Annotated in this window: 13 protein-coding genes; 2 read left to right on the top strand and 11 right to left on the bottom strand. The window is 70.6% G+C overall.

Annotation, left to right across the window (positions count from 1 at the left end):
- Positions 1-121: 121 nt before the first annotated feature.
- The 5 genes from AB0I18_RS22125 to AB0I18_RS22105 form a co-directional block, all read right to left on the bottom strand.
- Complete coding sequence (locus AB0I18_RS22125; protein ID WP_363107259.1) at positions 122-2,263, bottom strand: beta-galactosidase; 2,142 nt, start codon at positions 2,261-2,263, stop codon at positions 122-124.
- 48 nt (positions 2,264-2,311) lie between these two features.
- Entirely contained in the window at positions 2,312-3,202 is an 891-nt protein-coding gene (locus tag AB0I18_RS22120) for a carbohydrate ABC transporter permease (protein WP_363107294.1), read from the bottom strand.
- A 65-nt stretch (positions 3,203-3,267) separates the two neighbouring features.
- A complete protein-coding gene (locus tag AB0I18_RS22115; protein WP_363107258.1) occupies positions 3,268-4,167 on the bottom strand; it encodes a sugar ABC transporter permease in 900 nt (299 codons plus the stop codon).
- Positions 4,164-5,552, bottom strand: coding sequence for an extracellular solute-binding protein (locus tag AB0I18_RS22110; protein WP_363107257.1), 1,389 nt, complete (start codon positions 5,550-5,552; stop codon positions 4,164-4,166). Before AB0I18_RS22110 ends, AB0I18_RS22115 begins: the two co-directional genes overlap by 4 nt.
- Before the next feature lie 302 nt (positions 5,553-5,854).
- A complete protein-coding gene (locus tag AB0I18_RS22105) occupies positions 5,855-6,937 on the bottom strand; it encodes a LacI family DNA-binding transcriptional regulator (RefSeq protein WP_363107256.1) in 1,083 nt (360 codons plus the stop codon).
- A 311-nt stretch (positions 6,938-7,248) separates the two neighbouring features.
- Between AB0I18_RS22105 and AB0I18_RS22100 the strand changes: the two genes are divergently transcribed.
- Both AB0I18_RS22100 and AB0I18_RS22095 read left to right on the top strand, forming a co-directional pair.
- Positions 7,249-8,106, top strand: a complete 858-nt coding sequence (locus AB0I18_RS22100) for a MoxR family ATPase (protein WP_363107293.1) — start codon at positions 7,249-7,251, stop codon at positions 8,104-8,106.
- A complete protein-coding gene (locus AB0I18_RS22095) occupies positions 8,103-9,464 on the top strand; it encodes a VWA domain-containing protein (RefSeq protein ID WP_363107255.1) in 1,362 nt (453 codons plus the stop codon). The genes AB0I18_RS22100 and AB0I18_RS22095 overlap by 4 nt, the downstream gene beginning before the upstream one ends.
- Positions 9,465-9,610: 146 nt before the next feature.
- Here the strand turns inward: AB0I18_RS22095 and AB0I18_RS22090 are convergent, their stop codons facing one another.
- The 6 genes from AB0I18_RS22090 to AB0I18_RS22065 all read right to left on the bottom strand — a co-directional run.
- On the bottom strand, positions 9,611-12,745 hold the full coding sequence (locus tag AB0I18_RS22090; protein WP_363107254.1) for an alpha-N-acetylglucosaminidase TIM-barrel domain-containing protein: 3,135 nt from the start codon (positions 12,743-12,745) through the stop codon (positions 9,611-9,613).
- A gap of 53 nt (positions 12,746-12,798) precedes the next feature.
- Positions 12,799-13,743: a hypothetical protein gene (locus AB0I18_RS22085; RefSeq protein WP_363107292.1), complete on the bottom strand. Its 945-nt coding sequence runs from the start codon at positions 13,741-13,743 to the stop codon at positions 12,799-12,801.
- Between the two features lie 5 nt (positions 13,744-13,748).
- Positions 13,749-15,197, bottom strand: coding sequence for an alpha-L-fucosidase (locus AB0I18_RS22080; protein WP_363107253.1), 1,449 nt, complete (start codon positions 15,195-15,197; stop codon positions 13,749-13,751).
- 11 nt (positions 15,198-15,208) lie between these two features.
- A complete protein-coding gene (locus tag AB0I18_RS22075; RefSeq protein ID WP_363107252.1) occupies positions 15,209-17,338 on the bottom strand; it encodes a GDSL-type esterase/lipase family protein in 2,130 nt (709 codons plus the stop codon).
- An 11-nt stretch (positions 17,339-17,349) separates the two neighbouring features.
- Positions 17,350-18,579 carry an SGNH/GDSL hydrolase family protein gene (locus AB0I18_RS22070; RefSeq protein ID WP_363107291.1) on the bottom strand — a complete coding sequence of 410 codons (1,230 nt, stop codon included), beginning with the start codon at positions 18,577-18,579 and terminating at the stop codon, positions 17,350-17,352.
- A 14-nt stretch (positions 18,580-18,593) separates the two neighbouring features.
- The coding region (locus tag AB0I18_RS22065) for an NPCBM/NEW2 domain-containing protein (protein ID WP_363107251.1) at positions 18,594-19,752 on the bottom strand (1,159 nt) is incomplete at its 5' end.

Genomic DNA, 19,752 nt, shown 5'->3' with positions numbered 1-19,752 from the left:
TTCCCAGCGTCTTGAGCCTTCTTCTCTGCACAGCCCACTCCTTTGTGGATGACCGCGGTGATGCTCGGGTTTCCTTCGGTAATTCGGTACTTGGGCACGTCGTTGCTTCGGTACGTCGGCGTCAGGTGGTGACGAAGACCCGCACGTCCCATGCGCCAAGGTGCAGCGCCGTGCCCGCCGGGACCGAGCCGCCGCCCAGGACGTCGGACAGCTCCACGGGGGCCTCGACGCGGGTGGGTTCCCAGCTCCAGTTGTGGATCACGTGGACGCGGCGGCCGTCCGGGGACGTTCCGGTCGTCGCGGTGACGGACGCCGGGAGGTCCTGCCAGCCGCTGCCTCCCACGGGCGCCAGCCATCCGGCCAGTGCCTGGGCCAGGTCGCGTCCTGGCACGGTGCCGACGCAGGTGACCCGGCCCTCGCCGTGGCGGCGGGTGGTGACCGCGGGCCAGCGGCCGAAGTGCGGGTGGTCGTACTCGACGAGGACATCCGCGTCGACGATGGTGAGGCCGTCGGCCCAGCGGGTCGCCTTCGCGTCCTCGGGCAGGTCGAGCGGGCCCCCGGACACGGCGCGGACCGGGATGTCCCGCGGCAGGTTGCTGAACTCGTCGTAGTGGACACCCGCGGCCTCGACCAGACGACCGGGCGCCTGCTCGTGCCGGGCACGCGCCTCGTGGTCGGCGTAGGCGGTGCGCGGGCCGAGCACCAGGTGGCCGCCCGCCCGGGCGTACTCCCCGAGCCAGTCGACCGTCGCGTCGTCCACGACGTACAGGGCCGGGACGACGAGCACAGGGTGGCGTCGGACGCCCTCCTCGGGCGTCAGGCCCTCCCGCTCACCGCTGGGGTCGTGCAGCTGCCGGGCGTGGACGATGCGCACCTGGCGGCCCGCGTCGAAGGCACCGCGGTAGAACGGGTCGAAGAACCGGTGGTAGGCGGCGGCGTCCGGTTCGCCGTCCGGGGTCGACAGCGGCGGGTACTTCTGCATGAGCCACTTGCTCGGCAGCGAGTAGACCATCGTGATGTCGGCGTCCGGCTGCAGTCCCGCGACGAGCGGTCCGGCGGCCTCGAACTCCGAGCCGAGACGGGCGATTTCGTCGTACGTACGGCCGGGTTGGCCGGTGTGCGGAAGGACGCCGCCCCAGTAGGTCTCCGCGCCGAAGCGCAGCGTCTGCCACTGCCAGTACTCGATCATCCGCGCGCCGCGCGCGACGTGCGCCCACGCGGTCTGCCGCCACTGGCCGTCGTAGCCGGGCCGGTTGTCCCACGGGAAACCGATGGAGTTCGCGTTGGTCTCGGTGACCAGGAAGGGCTCCTGGCGGGACGCGAACATCCAGTCCGCGGTCTGGTACATCGCCCAGACGCCGGTGGTCTTCCAGATCTGCTCGTGGTCCTCGGGCGTCGGGTCGGGCAGCGCGAGGCCGTCCTGCATGTCGTAGTACGGATTGCCCGAGGCGATGTCGAGCCGGTCCGTCATCTCGTCGTCCTCCACACCGCTGCGGGTGTACGAGATGCAGGTGGTGACGAAGTGCTCGGGCCGGGCGTACTCGCGGACGATGTCGGCCTGCCAGCCGATGAACTCGTTCACCTGGCGGGCCTGGAACTCCCGCCACGCCACGTCGTACTGGGGCTGCGCGTTGCCGTCCGGCGTCCACAGGTCGGCCCAGGTCGACAGGCGGTGCGACCAGTAGACCAGGCCCCATTCGCGGTTGAGGGTCTCGACGTCCCCGTACTTGGCGCGCAGGTGGTCCACGAAGCGCTGGAAGACGCCGTGGTTGTGGAAGAGGTGCAGGCCCGGTTCGTTGTCCACCTGCCATCCGATGACCGCCGGGTGGTCGGCGTACCGGGCGACCATCCCGCGGATCACCCGCTCGGCGTGGAACCGGAACGCGGGGTGGGTGAAGTCGACCTCCTGGCGCGCGCCCCAGCCGAGGCGCTGTCCGGTGGCGTGCTCGCCGGTGATCTCCGGGTACTGCCGCGCCAGCCACGGCGGTACGGCGTACGTCGGGGTCCCGAGGATGACGGAGATCCCGCGCTCGTGGGCGCCGTCGAGTACCGGTTGCAGCCAGTCGAGGTCGAAGCGGCCGTTCTCGGGCTCCCAGGTCGACCAGACCGACTCGCCGACCCGGATCACCGTGAAGTGCGCGGCGGCCATCAGGTCGAGGTCGGTCTTGAGCCGTTCGTCCGGCCGCAGTTCGGGGTCGTAGGCGGGCGTGTATTCGTGGTAGTACGCGGCGCCGAACAGGACGCGGGCGGGCAGAACCGCCATGGAGGGACCTCCGGAGGAGTGCGGGGTGGGGAGTTGCGCGTGCGCGCGTTACTGCTTGACGCCGCCGGTGGCCAGGCCGCTCTGCCAGTACCGCTGGAGCAGGAGGAAGGCGATGACGAGCGGGATGATCGAGAGCAGGGACCCGGTCACGACGAGGGCGAGCATGTCGCTGCTGGCGCCCGCCCCGCCGTTCTGGGCCTGGGACGCCCAGGAGGCGAGCCCGACCGTGATGGGGTACAGCTGCGGGTCGTTGAGCATGATGAGCGGCAGGAAGTAGTTGTTCCAGGTCGCGACGAGCGTGAAGAGCACGACGGTGACCAGGCCCGGTGCCAGCAGCCGCAGGGCGATCCGGAAGAAGATCCGCGCCTCTCCGGCGCCGTCCACCCGGGCGGCCTCCAGGAGGCTGTCGGGGACGGCGTCCTGCGCGTAGATGCGCATGAGGTACAGGCCGAAGGGGCTCACGAGCGAGGGCAGGACGATGGCCCAGGGGGTGTTGACCAGCTCCACCTTGGCGAAGAGCAGATAGGTCGGGATGGCCAGGGCGGTGGTGGGGACCATGATGGCGCCGAGTACGAGGTTGAAGGCGGTGCTGTTGCCGCGGAACCGGAACTTGGCGAATCCGTATCCCGCCGCGGCCGCCAGAAGCGCGGCCCCGAGCGCGCTGCCGACCGCGTACAGGACGGTGTTGAGCAGCCAGTGCAGGAAGATTCCGTCGTCATGGGTCAGGGTCTGCCGGATGTTCGCGAGCAGTTGCGGGGCACGCGAGAACCACAGCCCGAAGCTGTTGAACAGGTCTCCGGTGCTCTTGGTCGAGGCGATGAGCAGCCAGAACAGCGGCAGGAGGAAGTAGGCCAGGACGGCCAGCATGACGATCGTCAGCGGGGTGCTGCGGCGGCGGGCCGAGGACGGCCGGCGCCGGTTGTGGCGTGCTGTGCGCACCCTGCCACCCGTCGCCGGGGCGCTCGGCGGCGTCGAGGCCGTGGCCGCAGGGGGTGTTGTGGTGGTCACGGGGTCCTCCTGCGGTTCGCGGTGAGCAGGACGACGTAGGAGAAGATCACGATGACGAGTCCCAGCAGGAAGGACACCGCGGCCGCGTAGTTGACCTGCTGGCCGGTGAAGGCGAGCGTGTAGGCGTAGAGGTTCGCGGTGTACGAACTGTCGATGACGTCCGGGGCGATGCTCTGCAGCAGCTTCGGCTCGTTGAACAGCTGGAAGCTGCCGATCACGGAGAACAGCAGGGTGAGCAGGAGCGCAGGCCGCAGTGCGGGAATCTTGATCGACCAGGCGATCCGCCAGGCACCGGCCCCGTCCAGCGCGGCCGCCTCGTACAGGTCCTCGGGGATGGTGCGCAGCGCGGCGTACAGGATGATCATGTTGTAGCCGACGAACTCCCAGGTCACGATGTTGGCCAGGCTGCCCAGCATCCAGCCGTCGCTGAGGAAGTGCGGGACCGGCAGGTCCAGCTTCTCGCTCAGCTGGGCGAACGGGCCGAAGTCCGGCCCGTACAGGTACCCCCACATCAGGGTGGCGACGACGCTCGGGACGGCGTACGGGACGAAGATGCCCAGGCGGATCACGCGCGCCAGCCGCAGCAGGCCGCTGTCGAGTGCGAGCGCGAAGAGCAGCGCCATCAGCAGCATCACGGGGACCTGGATCACGAAGAACGTCGCGACCCGCAGGACGCCGTCCCGCAGCAGCGGGTCCTTGACGGCGGTCATGTAGTTGTCGAGGCCGACGAACGCCGTTCCGCCGATGAGCTTTTCCTGGAACAGGCTGATGTAGGCGGCATAGCCGAGCGGGGCGAGGAAGAGCAGGAGGAAGAGCACCATGAACGGGGCGACGAACAGTGGTCCTGCCGCACTGCCCGGCCGGCGGCGCCCGCCGCGGAGCCCCTGGCTCGTCATTGGGCACCCTTGACGGTGAAGCCCTGGCTCTTGGCGTAGGTGGTGATCCGCTTCTGCCACTGGTCGAGCGCGCCGACGGTGTCGGTCTGCTTGGCCAGGGACTTGCCGACGGTCTCGGTCCAGTCCGTCACCACCTGGTCGAGGAACGGCGGCCACTGGAACTCGGGGCTGACCGTGCCGCTCACGTCCGCGAACACCTGGTTGACCTTCTGGCCGCCGTAGAAGGCGGGGGTGTCACCGACGAAACTGTCGTCCGCGAGCAGCGATTTGGTGGCCGGGAAGAAGGACTGCTTGGTGGTGAACAGCTTCGCGCTGGCGGGGTCGCTGTTGAGGAACTGGGCGAACTGCGCGGCCGCGATCGGGTTCTCGGTCGCCTTGACGACCGCGCTCGTCGAACCGCCCCAGTTGCCGGCGGTCGGCTTGGCGGTGTCCCACTGCGGAAGGGGGGCCGCCCGCCACTTGCCCGCGGTGGACTTGGCCGAACCGGAGAGGAAGACCGGGCCCCAGGCGGCGGTGATCCAGGTGGCGTACTTGCCCTTGTTGAGGCCGGCGTACCAGCCGTCGGTGAAGTCCGGGTCGGTGCTGATGACGCCGTCCTGCGCGAGCCCGCCCCAGTACGCGGCGAGCTTCCTCGACGTCTCGTCCGCGACGCTGATGGAGACGTCGCTCTTGCCGGAGGTCAGGTACGGCTTGGCCCCTGCCTGCCACAGCAGGCCGTGCCAGGCGGCGGCCTCGTTCGCCGCGAGGTTGGTCAGGTAGATCCGCGGGTTGGCCTTGTGGAGCTTGCGGGCGGCGGCGGCGAACTCGTCCCAGGTCTTCGGCGGTTCGATCCCGTACTCGTCGAAAATGTCCTGCCGGTACAGCATCCCCATCGGGCCGGTGTCCTGCGGGATCGCCCAGACCTCGCCGTTCGGACCGCTGACCTGCCCCCAGGTCCAGTCGACGAACCGGTCCTTCAACTCCGTTGCCCCGTACGGCCGCAGGTCCAGCAGGCTGTCCGTGATCGTGAACGTCGGGATGGCCTGGTACTCGATCTGCACCACGTCCGGAGCGCCCTTGCCGGCCTTGAGCGCCGTGCGCAGTTTCGTGTAGTGCTGCACGCCCTGACCGGCGTTGACGACCTTGACCTTGATGGCCGGGTACTTCTGCTGGAAGAGCGCGATCTCCTGCTGGATGTCCGGGACCCACGTCCAGAACGTCAGCTCGGTCGGCGTCTTCATCGCCTTGTCGATGTCGGCCTGGCTGACCGGCTTGGCGGCGGCGGACGAACCGCCGCTGTCGCCACCGCCGCACGCGGACAGCGCGGCGCCCAGCGACACCGCCCCGGTGGCAGTGAGGAGGGTGCGACGGCTGACCTGGGCACGGCTGACGAAGGATCTGGGCATGGTGAGCTCCCGCCGATGGGCGAAGGTGACGGCACGCCTGGCGAAGGCGTGCGGATCAGGGTGAGTGAGAGAAGCGAGGACGGAGAGCCGGCCGCGACCGGCGCCCGCCGGACACCGTGTGGGCAGGGAGGTACGTGGCCGAGGAAGAGCAGGTCAGGGCATGGCAGGGTAGAAGCCGGTGCGGCGACCTGCCTCGGGATCGGTCACCCGGCCGCTGAACGCTGTCGTGCGGCTGATGGGCGCTGATCGGTGCGGGACGGGTGGATCTCCGTTCGGGATCGCGGGACCGGACGAACCGGCGGCTAGGCGAGCGGAGGAGTGGTGGTGCGCCGCCCGCGTCCCGGGGTCGTCCGGGGCGGCGGGGGTGCGGTGGAGGCACGTACGACGAGCTCTACCGGTGGGTCGCTCGTCAGTAAGGGGTCAGCGTTCGGATCCTCGATGGCGTGGACCAGCTGCTTGAGGCCCGCCTGCGCCACGGCGTCGAACGGCTGACGCACCGTGGTCAGCGGAGGAGTCACGTAGGTGGCGACCGGGATGTCGTCGAAACCGACGACACTGACGTCGTCCGGCACGCGCCGGCCGGCCTCCGCCAGTGCGCGGATCAGACCGATGGCCATGTCGTCGTTGGCGGCGAACACCGCGGTGACGTCACCGTCACAGGCCAGCCGGCGACCCGCCGCGTAGCCGGAAGCGGCCGACCAGTCGCCCTCGGCGACCGGCGGTTCGTCCCTGCCGTGTGCGGCGAGCGCTGCCCGCCATCCGTCGAGACGGTCCCGGGCGGCGAACCACCGTCGTGGACCGGCGAGATGATGGACCGTCACATGCCCCAGTTCGAGCAGGTGCTCGGTGGCCGCCTGCGCCAGCAGATCGGCGCCGACCCCCGCGGTCACCACCCGAGGCCCGGCGAAGGCCGGTGGTGCGCCCAGGACGAGGACCGGCACGTCGACGTGGATGGAGACCTTTCCCTCGTCGATCGGCTCGGAGATGACGATGCCGTCCACCCCCTGTTCGAGGAGGGACTCCACGGCCCCGGCGATACCTCCCGGGTCGCCCTCCAGTGTGTTGACCACACGGAGCGCGTATCCCGTGTCCCGGGCCGCTCGCTCGATACCCATGAGCAGTGAGGCAGGCCCGTACAACGCCGTCCCGAGCGTCACCACACCGATGGAGCGGGTCCGTCCGGAGGCCAGCGCCCGGGCCGCGTTGTTCAGCCGGTAGCCGAGTTCTCCGGCGGCTTCCAGAACGCGTCGGCGCGCCTCGTCGGAGACGTAACGCTCTCCGTTGAGGACCCTCGACACCGTCTTCTGCGAGACCCCCGCCAGACGGGCCACGTCCACACTGCGCGGCGCAGCGGAACTCTCGCCCCGTCCTGCCTGTCGCGTCATGGTGTCTCCCGAGTGCATGTGACCGAGATCAAAAATCCTAGCGGTGTGACTGCGCAGTCATGTCTACGCAGTCATACGTCGCGCGTCAAGAGTTCGGAACGCATCCGTAACACCCATCCGTAACGTCGGGCCGACACGACGACGCCTGCGATGGCCTGAGTGAGCGGGGAGACCGATCGAACCTCGGTGCCGCACCGGGCGTCCGGCCCCGCTCCGGTGCCGGGTGGGCGCCATCACACGTGACAGGGGCGGTGAACAAGCGCTTAGATAGTGGGCTCGACCTTGCCCGTGCCGCGCTGGAGGCCCCGTTGCTGTTCACATCCGTCGACGATGTCTCGGCACGCCTCGCCGAAACCGGGTATCTGGCGTCGCCCGCGGTGGCCACGACGGTTTTCCTGGCCGACCGGCTCGGCAAGCCGCTTCTGGTGGAGGGGCCGGCCGGGGTCGGCAAGACAGAACTCGCCAAGGCCGTCGCGCAGGTCGCCGGGGCGCGGCTGATACGACTGCAGTGCTACGAGGGCGTCGACGAGTCCCGGGCGCTGTACGAGTGGAACCACGCCAAGCAGTTGCTGCGCATCAGCGCCGGCCGCGACGAGAGCTGGGACGAGGCGCGCACGGACATCTTCAGCGAGGAGTTCCTGCTGGCGCGGCCGCTGCTGACGGCCATCCGCGGCGACGACCCGAAGGTGCTGCTGATCGACGAGACCGACAAGGCCGACGTCGAGGTGGAGGGCCTGCTCCTCGAAGTGCTCAGCGACTTCCAGGTCACCGTCCCGGAGTTGGGCACGATCACCGCGACCAGCCGCCCCTTCGTGGTGCTCACCTCGAACGCGAGCCGCGAGCTGTCCGAGGCACTGCGCCGCCGCTGCCTCTTCCTCCATATCGGCTTCCCGGACGAGGAGTTGGAGCGGCGCATCGTACGCCTGAAGGTGCCGGGCCTGGGCGAGGCACTCACCCGGTCCGTGGTGCGGGTGGTCGGCGCGCTGCGCGAGATGGATCTGCGGAAGGTGCCCTCGGTCGCCGAGACCATCGACTGGGCGCACACGCTGCTCGCGCTCGGCGCCGACACGCTCGACGAGAGCGTCGTACGCGACAGCCTCGGTGTCGTCCTCAAGCATCAGGACGACATCCTCAAGGCGGCCGCCAAGCTCGACCTGGACGCCGTATGAACGCCCCGCCCGGCGTGGCGGAGCGGCTGACGGGTCTCGTCCAGGCGCTGCGTTCGCACGGCGTCCGCGTCGGCACCGGCGAAACGGTGGACGCCGCACAGGCGTTGGCGGCGCTCGGCCTCGCGGACCGGGAACGGCTGCGCGAAGGACTGGCCGCCACCCTGCTCCACAGCGAGGGACAGCGGCGGGTCTTCGATCCGGTCTTCGACGTGTACTTTCCGCGCCGCGTCGGGGCGCCGGAGAGCGAAGAGCCCGCCGACCGGGAGGACCTGCGGGACCGGCTCGCGGCCGCGCTCGCCGCCAACGACCAAGCCCTGCTGGGCCAGTTGGCGGTCGAGGCGGTGGACGGCTTCGGCGGGTACGGTTCCTCGCCTGGCTCGGACGGCTGGTCGTCGTACCAGGCGCTGGACCGGCTGCGCCCGCAGACACTGATGGCCCGGGTGCGGGACAGCGTCCGGGCGCAGGCCGCAGGGGCCGGGTTCGCCGACCGGCTGCTGGAGGACGAGATCCGGCGGCGCATCGCGGCCTTCCGTGCGCAGGTGGCCACCGAGGCACGGCGCCGGGTCGCCGAGCGGCGCGGCCGGGACGAGATCGCGCGGCGGGCGGTGTCCCCGACCGCCGACCGGGTCGACTTCCTCTTCGCCGGACGGGACCAACTCGCCGAGCTGCGCAGGGTGGTTCAGCCACTGGCGCGCAAGCTGGCCACCCGGCTCGCCGCGCGCCGCCGCCGCGCCTCCCGTGGCACCATCGACCTGCGGCGCACCCTGCGCGGATCACTGTCGACCGGCGGGGTGCCGATGCGGCCGGTACTGCGCCGACGCCGCCGCATCCGGCCCGAACTGGTGCTGCTGTGCGACGTGTCGGGGTCCGTGTCGGGCTTCTCCGACTTCACGATGCTGCTGGTGCAGGCCCTGCACGACCAGTTCAGCAAGGTGCGGGTGTTCGCCTTCGTCAACCGGATCGACGAGGTGACCGGGCTGCTCGCGCACGGTGCGGCCGACCCGGCGGGGCTGGGTGCCCGTATCCGGTCGGAGGCGACGCTGACCGGCTGGCACGGCAGCAGCGACTACGGCGTCGCGTTCGGCGAGTTCACCGAGCGGTACGCCGGCGCGGTCGGCCCGCGCACGACCGTCTTCGTCCTCGGCGACGCCCGTACGAACATGAGCGACCCGAACCTGCCGGCCGTGCGACAGCTCGCCGAACAGGCCCGCCGCGTCTACTGGTTGAACCCCGAGCAGCACTCCCAGTGGGGCACGGGCGACTCCGCCGCCCCCGCCTACGCCGAACTCGTCGCCATGCACGAATGCCGCAACGTCCGACAGCTCAGCGAGCTGATCGCCCGCCTGCTGCCGGTCTGACGGGCCGGGACCTCCCCCTGACAATGGCGCCGGGCAGCGGGGCACGGGCACGCACCGGCACGCACCGGCACGTACCGCTCCGGCCGTACGGTGCCGGCTGAGCCGGAGACGCGTGATGCGGCCCCGGCCAGGCCCGGACCGTCGGCTCAGTCGACGGAGAAGTCCTCGAAACCGGCGATCCCGCGGGTGCCGGTCCAGCCGTTGGCCGCCGTCATGAAGACGCCGATGTCCTGGGCGTCGGCGACGCCGCCCGGTGTGGCGGTGCCGACCTCGGTCCAGGAGACGCCGTCACGGCTGCATGCGCCGGTGTACGTGTTGCCGGAGCGCGTCAGCCGCAGGTACACCGGGGCAGCCAGGGAACCGGCCAGTCGGATGGCATCGAACTGGCCATTGCCGTCGGAGTCCCAGGACAGCGCGCAGCCGTTGGACGGAGTCACCGCCAGATTGACGTAGCCCGCTGAGCCGTTGCCGTTCTCGGAGAGGTCGTCGCGGACGATCAGACCGGCGCGGGCCCAGCCGCCGGTGGTGTCCTGCGAGGTGACCCGGACCGTGGCGGTCGAGGAGGACTTGAAGGCGGCGGCCCGGTAGACCGTGCCGAACTCGTTGGTGCCGCCCCACAGGTCGGCGCCCGCGCCCTCGATGGCGATCGCGTCCCCGGACCGGCCGAAGACCGCGTCGTTGAAGGAGGCGGTCCGGTAGGGCTCGCCCACTCCGGTGCCCGCCATCAGACGGACCGCCGCCGAGGCCGCACCGCGCGTGCCCCCGGTCCGGTAGGACGCGCCGGCCGGAACCCGGGAGATCAGCGCGCCGGTGGCCTGGGCGAGGGTGACCGTGAAGGCCGCCGAGAAGGTCTCGCCCGGGGCGACCGACGCCGCGGTGGTCGTGCCGGCCGGCTCGGCCGTCATCCCCTCCGGTGCGTCGAGGGACAGCGTCACGTCCGTCGCAGGACCGAATCCGTTGCGGTTGGTGAACGCCACGGTGACCGTGACCGGGCGGCCGTCCGCCACCGCGCCCCGGTCGGCGGACGCGGTCAGCGTCACCTGGTCCGGGTCGGCGGTCAGAGTGTCCCGCACCTGCCGGGCCAGCCTGTGGATGTCGCCCGACGTCTTCACCGGATAGCTGTAGCTGTCGTGCTGGTGCGCCCAGCGGTCCTCCAGCGCGAACCAGTCGATCTCGGCAGGCTCCCGGCCGGCCGCGAGCGCGGCGGACAACTCGGCGAAGTACGTCTTCCAACGCGTGAGGTACAGGCCGCCGACCAGCCCCGCCCATTCCCGGTTCGCGTAGTCGTGCAGCCCTTCCTCGCTGCTCTCCCGGCCGCCCCAGGTGGTGATGATCGACCGTGCGTCGTACTCCAGTTGGTCCTTCTCGGCCCTGGTGGCGCCCCAGGACCGGGCGTCGGCCAGCCAGCGCCCGAGCAGGTGCTGCGGCGACGTGGCCAGCACCTTGTCCATCAGCTTCATCCAGCTGAGCCAGGTCCTGGTGAGCCGGCCGAAGCCGGCCCGGTCACCGGCCTCGTACGCCGACTTGATCCGCGGCAGCAGTACACGGCTGCGGTTGGACAGCACCTGACGGGTCACGTCGGCGAGGTCGTACGCGTAGGCGGAGCTGTCGCGCAACCGCGGGGCGACCTGGAGCAGTTCGGTGAGGGCCGCGTCGAAGACCGTGGTGTCGTAGCGGTCGGCCGCCGGGCCCCAGGCGGCGGCCTTGTTGGCGCCCAGGCTCGGCCGGGCGCCGAACAGCCCGTCGGGCGCCTCACTCCACCCGTCCTTACGGGTCATGTTGTACGCGGTGTCGCGAATCGTCTTCCAGGCGGCGACGGCGTGCGCGTCCTCGCCGCCGTACCGGGACACGGCGTACGCGGCGAACCAGTCGTCGAGGTCGACGGTGCCCGGTGTCCACGCCAGGTCGGTGAGGAGCGCGAGCGCGGGCGCGTTGTTGTCGGCGGCCTCCGGCATCGCCGCGATCCCGGCGAGCGCGCTGCCTTCCTTGTCACGCCACTTGGGGTACTGCTCCACCCAGTCCGGGGCGTTGGCGCCCATCGGGGTGTGGCCGCCGAAGTTCCAGATGCTGCCGAAGGCGTACGGGGTACCGCCCCAGTCGCCTTCCCGGTCCGTGACGGTGGTGTAGCGGTCGGACAGGCCGTCCACGATCAGCATCCGGGACTTGTCGACCCCGTCGAGCAGCGCCTTGGACGGGTTGGACTGCCAGCCCAAGATGGCCCAGATCGCGCCCGGGTGGGCTCTCTGGAGCGCCCCTTCGACGGCCGCTGCGGCCTCGTCCACCGGGACGTCACCGGGGTTGCCGCCCTCGTGCAGCAGGTCCATCTTGTACATCGTGCTGTCGCCGAAGCGCTCCGACTGGGCCCGGTAGAAGGCGGCGGACACCTCGCCGAAGGCCGTCGTGCGCGGGTCGAGCCAGTCGGGCCGCTTGAAGGCGCCCCAGTCGCCCTGGGGGATCACGGCCGCGTCCCCGCCGTGCTTGGCGACGAAGTCGTCCGGCACCGTGCCGAAGTAGCCGGGCAGCACCGGTGTCATGCCCAGTTCGCGCACCCGGTCGGCGATCTTCCGCGCGAGCTCGGCCCGGCGCTCAATGAGCCGCCGGGACACCGGGCCGCCGAACCCCGACATGTTCTGCAGCAGCCACCACGGCTGATGGGCCGGTGCCGGAATCCACGCCCGCATCTCGGCGTCCGAGTAGCCGAACTGCCGGAAGGTGTCGTAGTAGACGGCGTCGCCGCCGGTGTAGACGAGCACCCTGTTGATGCCGTGCAGCGCGAGCACGTCCAGCTCGCGTTCCCACGCGTCCCAGTCCCGGTAGGGGCCGGTGTAGCCGTCGTTGGTGTCGTTGAGGGCGAACCGGTGCGGCACGTTCGCCGATCCGGCGATCTCCCCGTCGGGGGCGGGCAACAGCCTGGGGAGGTTCAGCTGTTCGCCGTTCCAGGAGATGTCCGCCTTCGCCACCCGCGCGAGATAGGTGTTGAGGCCGGTGAGCAGCACCCCCGGGCTGGTGCCCTCCACGGTGATCGCCCCGGCCCGGCCGGTGACCTTGAACCGGTCGGCGCCGCCCGCGGCCGGCGCGCGCAGCGTCACCTGCCGGTGGTGGTCGGGCAGCAGCCGTCGCAGCGCGACCGACGCGGGGGTCGTGTTGAACGGCTGCGCGGACTTGTCCGCGGCCGCTGGTGCGGCGTGGGCGCCCGGCGGCGGCGTCAGCAGCACCACTCCGCCGAACGCGGCGGCTCCGGTCAGCAGGCGTCTGCGGCTGAGCGGTTGATTGCCTGTCATGAACGTCCTCTCAGAGCTTTTCGGACCTTCCGAGCGGCGATGCGACGCCGTTGTCATCTCGTCTCCACTGAGAAGTGGTCGAACACGGCCTGCACGGTGGTGCCGGGGTAGTTGAGGTTCACGGCGCTCGACACCACGCCGGCGTCCAGGGCGCCGCTCGCGGAGGGGACGTTCACGCTCGCGATCTCGGTCCAGGAAAGGCCGTTGTTGACGCTGGAGTACGCGGTGTACGTGGTGCCGTCGCGGACCAGGCGCAGCCAGGCGGGATGGGTGGAACCGCCGCCACCGGCCCAGGTGTCGAGCCGTCCGTCGCCGTCGCTGTCGGTCATGAACTCCAGGCCGAACGACTTCGACATGGTGAGTACGGCGTAGCCGCCCTTCTCCGGCGCGGTGAGGTCGTTGGCGACGGCGATGCCGTACTTGGCGGTGGGGTTGTCGCTACCGGTGAGGCTGACCGTCTTGACCTGCACCACGCTCTCCTCGGCGGCGGAGCGGGGAAGGAGGATGCCGCCCTTCTCGTCGGTGCCGCCGGAGAAGTCGCGGCCGCCCGCCCAGATCACCAACTGGCTGCCGTACTGGCCGAACTCGGCGTCGTCGGTGGTGGCGAACGTCCGGTAGGGGTCCCGCACCTCATTGGGCTCGTAGGGCACGGTGAACGTCTTCGCGGACCGTGCGCAGTCGCTGCTGCGCCCGTCGACGTCGAAGACCACGTGCGCGGTGAACGACACGTTCCCGGCCACGTCGGCCGGCATCGCCGTCTCCCAGCGCCGAGTTGTCCTCGCGCCGCGCCGCAGGTCGCCGAGCGGGATGGTCTTCGCCGCCGTGGTGGCGCCGGGGTCGATCAGGTGGAGCACGGCGTTGCGGAGCGGGAAGGGGCAGTCGTTGGTGAGGACCGCGGTGGCGGTGACCGTGTCACCGCCGGACGGCTCTGCGGGTTCCGTGGTGACGGTGAGGGTGGGCCCCAAGGCGTCGAATTGAGTACCGTTGCTGATTTCCATGGCGGTCACCGGGCCCAGTCGACGGTGAAGACGTTGGCGAAGTCGCTGGGCAGCGACGACGGGACGGTGATGTTGATCTTTCCGTCACCGCGGGTCCACCGCAGACTGCCGCTCGTGCCGAGCAGCCGGATCCGGGAGGTGGCGCTGACGGGGATGTCGCCGGGCACCGAGAGGGTGCCGCTGGGCGCGCCCAGCACGATGATGTTGAACTTGCCCGGGGAGACGGTGTAGCGGACGCCGAGCGAGCCGCCCTCCTCCTCCGCCCGCACCCAGGGCGTCGACCCGTAGACCGCCGGGCCGTTGACCTTCAGCCAGGCGCCGATGTCCCGCAGCCGCTCCTGCATGATCTCGGGGATCGTGCCGTCCGGCCTGGGGCCGATGTTGAGCAGCAGGTTGCCGTTCTTGCTGACCACGTCGGCGAGCAGCTGGATCAGGAACTCGGAGGTCTTGTAGTCCTCGTCCGGCTCGTGCTTGTTGTAGCCCCAGGAGTAGCCCATGGTCATGCAGCACTCCCACTTCTGCGGATCCATCGTGGGGTTGGTGCGCTGCTCGTACGTCGCGAAGTCGAAGTGGGTGTCGAACCGGTCGTTGATCACGACACCCTTGGGGCGCTTACGGCTCTTGGCCTGGTTGTAGTAGTGGGCCAGGGGTTCCTCGCTGCGCCACGGCGGTTCGCCCGTGGGCCTGAACCACTGTCCGTCCGCCCACAGCAGCTCGGGGTCGTAGCGGTCGATGATCTCGTACAGCTCCTTGAGCTCGTAGTCACCGATGTAGTCCTCGACCGGCTTGTAGCCGGTCATCGGGATTTCCTCGTCGGTGTAGAAGTTGCGCATCGGCCGACCGATCGCCGGGTTGAAGTACTCGCCGAGCGAGTAGTACAGGCCCGGGCGCACGGTGCCGCGCTTGCGGGCCGCGGTCATCAGCTCACCGACGAGGTCGCGCTTCGGGCCGTACGCCACGGAGTGACGGTCCGTCACCTTGCTGGGGTAGAGGGCGAATCCGTCGTGGTGCTTGCTGGTCAGCGCGAAGTACTCGGCGCCCGCCTGCTCGAACAGCTTCACCCAGGCGTCGGGATCGTACTTCTCGGCCTTGAACTGCGGGATGAGGTCGTCATAGGTGACGTCCTCGCCGTAGGTGTCGCGGTGGTACTTCCACTCGGCGGTGTCCTTGGTGCTCTGGTACCACAGGTACCACTCGGAGGCGCTTCTCGGCGTCGCGCCGGCGATCACCGAGTAGATGCCCCAGTGGACGAAGATGCCGAACTTGGCGTCCTTGTACCAGCGCGGCACGGGATGGGTGTCGAGGGACGCCTTGGTGGGCTGGTAGTCGGGTATGCGGGAGCCGCCGGGCACCGCCGCGCCGGCGAGCGCCTGGGCGGTGCCGGGCGGGGCGAGCAGCACCGCGCCGCCGAGGGCGGCCGCGGTGGTCATGAAGTGTCTGCGGTCCACTGCCATGAAGGTGCCTTTCACTGGTGCGTGGAGAAGGAGTCGAAGAGCGCTGTCGTGATCTGGCCGGGGTAGTTGAGGTTGACGGCGCTCGCGACCAGCCCGGCGTCGCCGGTGCCGCTCGCGGACGGCACGGTGGCGGTCGCGACCTGCTGCCAGGCGGTGCCGTCGGAACTGGCGTACGCGGTGTAGGCGGCGCCGTCGCGGACGAGCTTCAGCCAGGCCGGGTGGTACGAACTACCGCCGCCCGCCCAGGTGTCGAGCTCTCCGTCGCCGTCACCGTCGGTCAGGAACTCCAGGCCGAACTGCGCGGACATGGTGAGCACCGCGTAGCCGCCCGCCTCCGGCGCGGTGAGGTCGTTGGCGACGGCGATGCCCGCCTTGGCGGAGGGACCGCTGCCGGTCTGACCGACGACCCGGGCGCTCACGGTTCCGGACGGCGGCGCGGCGTCGGCGAGGTAGACAGCAGCCTTCTCGTCCTTCCAGCCGGACAGGTCCTGGCCGCCCGCCCAGATGGCGAACTGGTCGCCGTTCTGGGTGTATCGGGCCTCTTCGGTGGTGGTGGCGGTGGTCAGATACGGAGGCCGGACCTCGGACGGAGTAGGGGTCACCGTGGCGTCCACGCTGTCGGAGTCGTGCCGGGCCCGGCCGTTCTGGCGGAAGGTGGTGCGTACGCCGATCTCGTGGGTGCCCCAGGCCGCGTCGGCCGCGGGGGTCACCGTCCAGGTGAGGGTGGCGCTTTCGCCCGGGGCGAGGGAGCGGGTCCGCGTGCTGCCGACCGGTTCGGCGGACCAGCCGTCGGGGAGATCGAGGCGCGTGCTGACCTGGGTGACCTTTGTGGGACCGGTGTTGGTGACGGTCGACGTGATCTTTGTGCCGTCGCCGCCGGCTTGCAGGGTCGGGCGGTACGGGGTGAGCCGGACGCGGGCCGAGGGGCAGTCGCGGGCCGCCCCGAGGGTGGTGAGGTCGACGGCATCGGCGAACGCCTTCATCCCGGTGTCGTTGGGGTGCAGGTGGTCACCGGAGTCGAACGCGGCGCCGTACCGGGTGGGGTCGTCCGGGTCCCGTACGGCCTTGTCGAAGTCGGCGTAGTCGTCGAAGACGCCGCCGTCGCGTACGAACGTGTTGACCTTCTGCCGGTCGGCCTCCTTCGCCTCGGTCCACCAGTCGCCCCAGCCGCGATACGGGACGACGGTCGCGCCGATCACCCGCAGCCCACGGGCGTGAGCGCGGCGCGCGATCTCCTTCATGCCGTCGATCACCTGGTCGGCGGTGGCGCCGCCCCAGCTGAGGTCGTTGACGCCCTCGAAGAGGACCACCGTCCGGGCGCCCGGCTGCGACAGCACGTCGCGTTCCAGCCGGTCCAGCGCCGACGGGTTGCCGTCGACTCCGGCCGTGATCCGGTTGCCGCTGATGCCCTCGTTCAGCACTCCGGCGGTCGACGAGCAGGCCGAAAGACGCCCCGCCAGATAGTCCGGCCAGCGCCGGTTGGTGTTCGCCGTGGAGGACGCCCCGTCGGTGATGGAGTCGCCGAGCGCGACCACGGCGCCCGCCGTGTCACCGCCCTGTACATCCACGCCGGTCAGGAACGGGAAGGTGGAGTCGGTTCTGGTGAAGGCGTCCCCGTCGGTGTCCGAGGCGTGGTCACCGCCGCCGTCGGGCGTCCAGTAGACGGTCTGGAGACCCATCCAGTGCTGGCTGATGTGGGTGAGGCGGCCGGGGAAGTACAGGCTGACGACCCGGTCGCTGCGGGCCGGCACGGTGAGTCCGACCTGATCGCTGGCTGCCTGCTCGCCGGCCGGGATCGTCACCTCGCTCTTCCCACCGAACCGCAGCTGCTGCGGCTTCGTCACGGCGGAACCGCCGTCACGGAGCCCGACGGTCGCGTGCCCGATCGTCACGGGCTCGGTGGTGAAGTCATTGGTCAGCCGGATGCGCACGCTCGACCCGCCCGCGCTCACCCGCACCGGAATCCGAACCGTCACCTCGGAGGTGCCCGGGTCGTACGCGGCGTGCTGGGCGGTCGCCCAGGTCCCCGTCCACTTCCCCTGTGCCGCCTCGGCCGGCGACGCCGCCGCCGGGAGCAACAGCCCTGCCAGTACGGCCGCCACGGCCGTGGCCAGGGCCGCGAGTCTTCGGTGTCCAAGCACTGCGGTCCTCCTCAGGAGCAGCTGCGGCCGCGGCCGAGGCCGAGCGCGTGCAGGTCGACGGAGTCGGCGAAGGCCTTCATTCCGGCGTCGTTGGGGTGGAGGTGGTCACCGGAGTCGTACGCGGCAGCCAGCCGCCGCGGGTCCACCGGGTCCCGTACCGCCCGGTCGAAGTCGGCGTGGTCGTCGAAGACTCCGCCGGAGTCCCGGACGAACGCGTTGACCTGCTGCCGCCGGGCCTCCGTCTCCTCGGTCCAGCCGCCCCAGGTGAAGTCCTTGTACGGGGTGATCGTGGCGCCGACGACCCGCATCCCGCGCTGATGCGCCCGGTCCGCGATCTCCGTCATCCCGGCGATGATCCGCTCGGCACTCGCCCCGCCGAGATCGTTGATCCCCTCGAAGAGGATCAGGGTCCTGGCCCCCGGCTGGGAGAGCACGTCCCGTTCGAGCCGGTCCAGGGCCGAGGGACTGGTCGCGGTCCCGGCGGTGATCCGGTTGCTGGTGATGCCCGCGTTGAGCACCCCGGCGCCGGGCCGGCAGGCGTTGAGTCGGGCGGAGAGCAGGTCGGGCCAGCGCTGGTTGGTGTCGGCCGTCGAGAAGGACCCGTCGGTGATCGAGTCGCCGAGCGCCACCACCGATCCGGTCCTCGGCGCTGTCACATCGACGCCGCTGAGGAAGGGCCAGCTGGTGGTGGTCCAGGTGAAGGCGTCACCAGTCGTGTCGGCCGCGTGGTCACCCGCTCCGTAATCCGTCCAGTACACGGTCTGCTGCGCCCACCAGTGATCGGTGATGTGCGTGACCTGGCCGGGCAGATGGAGGCTGACCACGAGGTCGGCCAGGGCCGGTACGGAGAGTCCGACCGGATCGCTGACAGCCTGGTCGCCCGCCGGGATGGTGACCGCGCGCTTCCCGCCGAACCGCAGGTCGTACGGGCGCGCCACGGCGGAACCGCCGTCGCGCAGGCCCACGGTCGCGTGACCGACCGTCACCGGGTCGGTGGAGTAGGCGTTGGTCAGCCGGATGCGTACGGACGAACCGCCGACGCTGGTGTGCACCGGCATCCGTACCGTCACCTCGGACATCCCCGAGACGTCGTAGTGCTCGCTCGGTGCCGTGGCCCATGTCCCCGTCCAGGCGCGCCGATCGTCCTGCCGACCACCGGCCTCGGCGGGCGCCGCCGTCCCCGCCACGAGGGCCACGACCGCGAGCAGCAGCACGGTGAACCTGCCGTGTCCCGAACGCATCCCGCTCACGGGCATCAGGAACCGCCGCCGCAGGTCAGCTTGGCGTCGGCCCAGTCGGCGTGGTCCGTGGAGACATCGCCGTCCCCGTCGACCAGCAGGTCCAGCCAGCGGGCGCCGGTCACGTCCGCGTCGATCGCGGTGCCGCCGTCGGAGCCGTACAGCACCGGGCTGTCGAACAGGGAACGGCCGTCGGCGATCACCTCGAAGGAGACGCTGCCGTTGTCGCCCACCTCGTCGTCCACTCCGGCGGTCGCGGTGAAGCGGGTGCAGCCGCCGCCGAGATAGACCCGGACCTGGCTGTTGGCGTGCACGCCGAGGCCCTTGGTATAGGTGATGCCGCCGATACTCAGAGGGCGTCCGTCCCCGGCCGCGTTCTCCCCGTTGGAGGCGTCCTTCTCCACCGGACCCCAGCCGTTGACCGCCTTGACCAGGGTCAGGTCGCTGACATGGGCGTCGGCGGACAGTCCGGGCGGCGGCACCTGCACGGCCCGTACACCGGTGACGGTGCCCGGACGGCCTGGCTGGGTGAGCTTGGCAGTCGCCGAGAGGAGTGCGTAGTGGACCGGGTCGCCCGGTGGGGTGACGGTGTAGTTCGCGGTCACCCTGTCGCCGGGCCGCACCCGGGCGAAACGGGTGGTGTCGTCGGTGGTCGCGGTCCAGCCGTCCGGGACCTTCAGCGCCAGCTCGACGTTCCGGGCGGTCGGCGCGTCCTTCGGCACGCCGAGGGTGACGGGAACCTCGGTGGCGCCACCGGTGCTCAGGAACGGCTCTGCGTCGACGGTGACATGGGCACCCGCCGTCGGCATGGCGTAGGTACCGGCGTCGTACGAGGGCGCCGCCACCGTACCGACCTTGATCCCGCCTGCTGAGGCGCCGAGGTCGACCAGCTTCGCCGAACCCGGACCCGCACCGGCCTCGGTGGACCAGACGGCCAGCGCGATGGTGTTGCCTCCCTGCTCGCGCAGGATGCCCTTGGGTATGACGAACCGTGTCTGCGGCCCGGTGTCCGGCAGGTAGCGGCCGATGAGCCAGCCGTTGACGAAGATCTGGGCGCGGTAGTCGGTACTGCCGCCTTCGGCTTCGGCTTCGGCTTCGGCTTCGGCTTCGGCTTCGGCTTCGGCTTCGGCTTCGGCTTCGGCTTCGGCTTCGGCTTCGGCTTCGGCTTCGGCTTCG

Source organism: Streptomyces sp. NPDC050704 (assembly GCF_040654355.1).
Classification (GTDB): Bacteria; Actinomycetota; Actinomycetes; order Streptomycetales; family Streptomycetaceae; genus Streptomyces.
The sequence above is the reverse complement of the archived record's forward strand: the minus strand, read 5'-3'. Positions and strand labels throughout refer to the sequence as shown.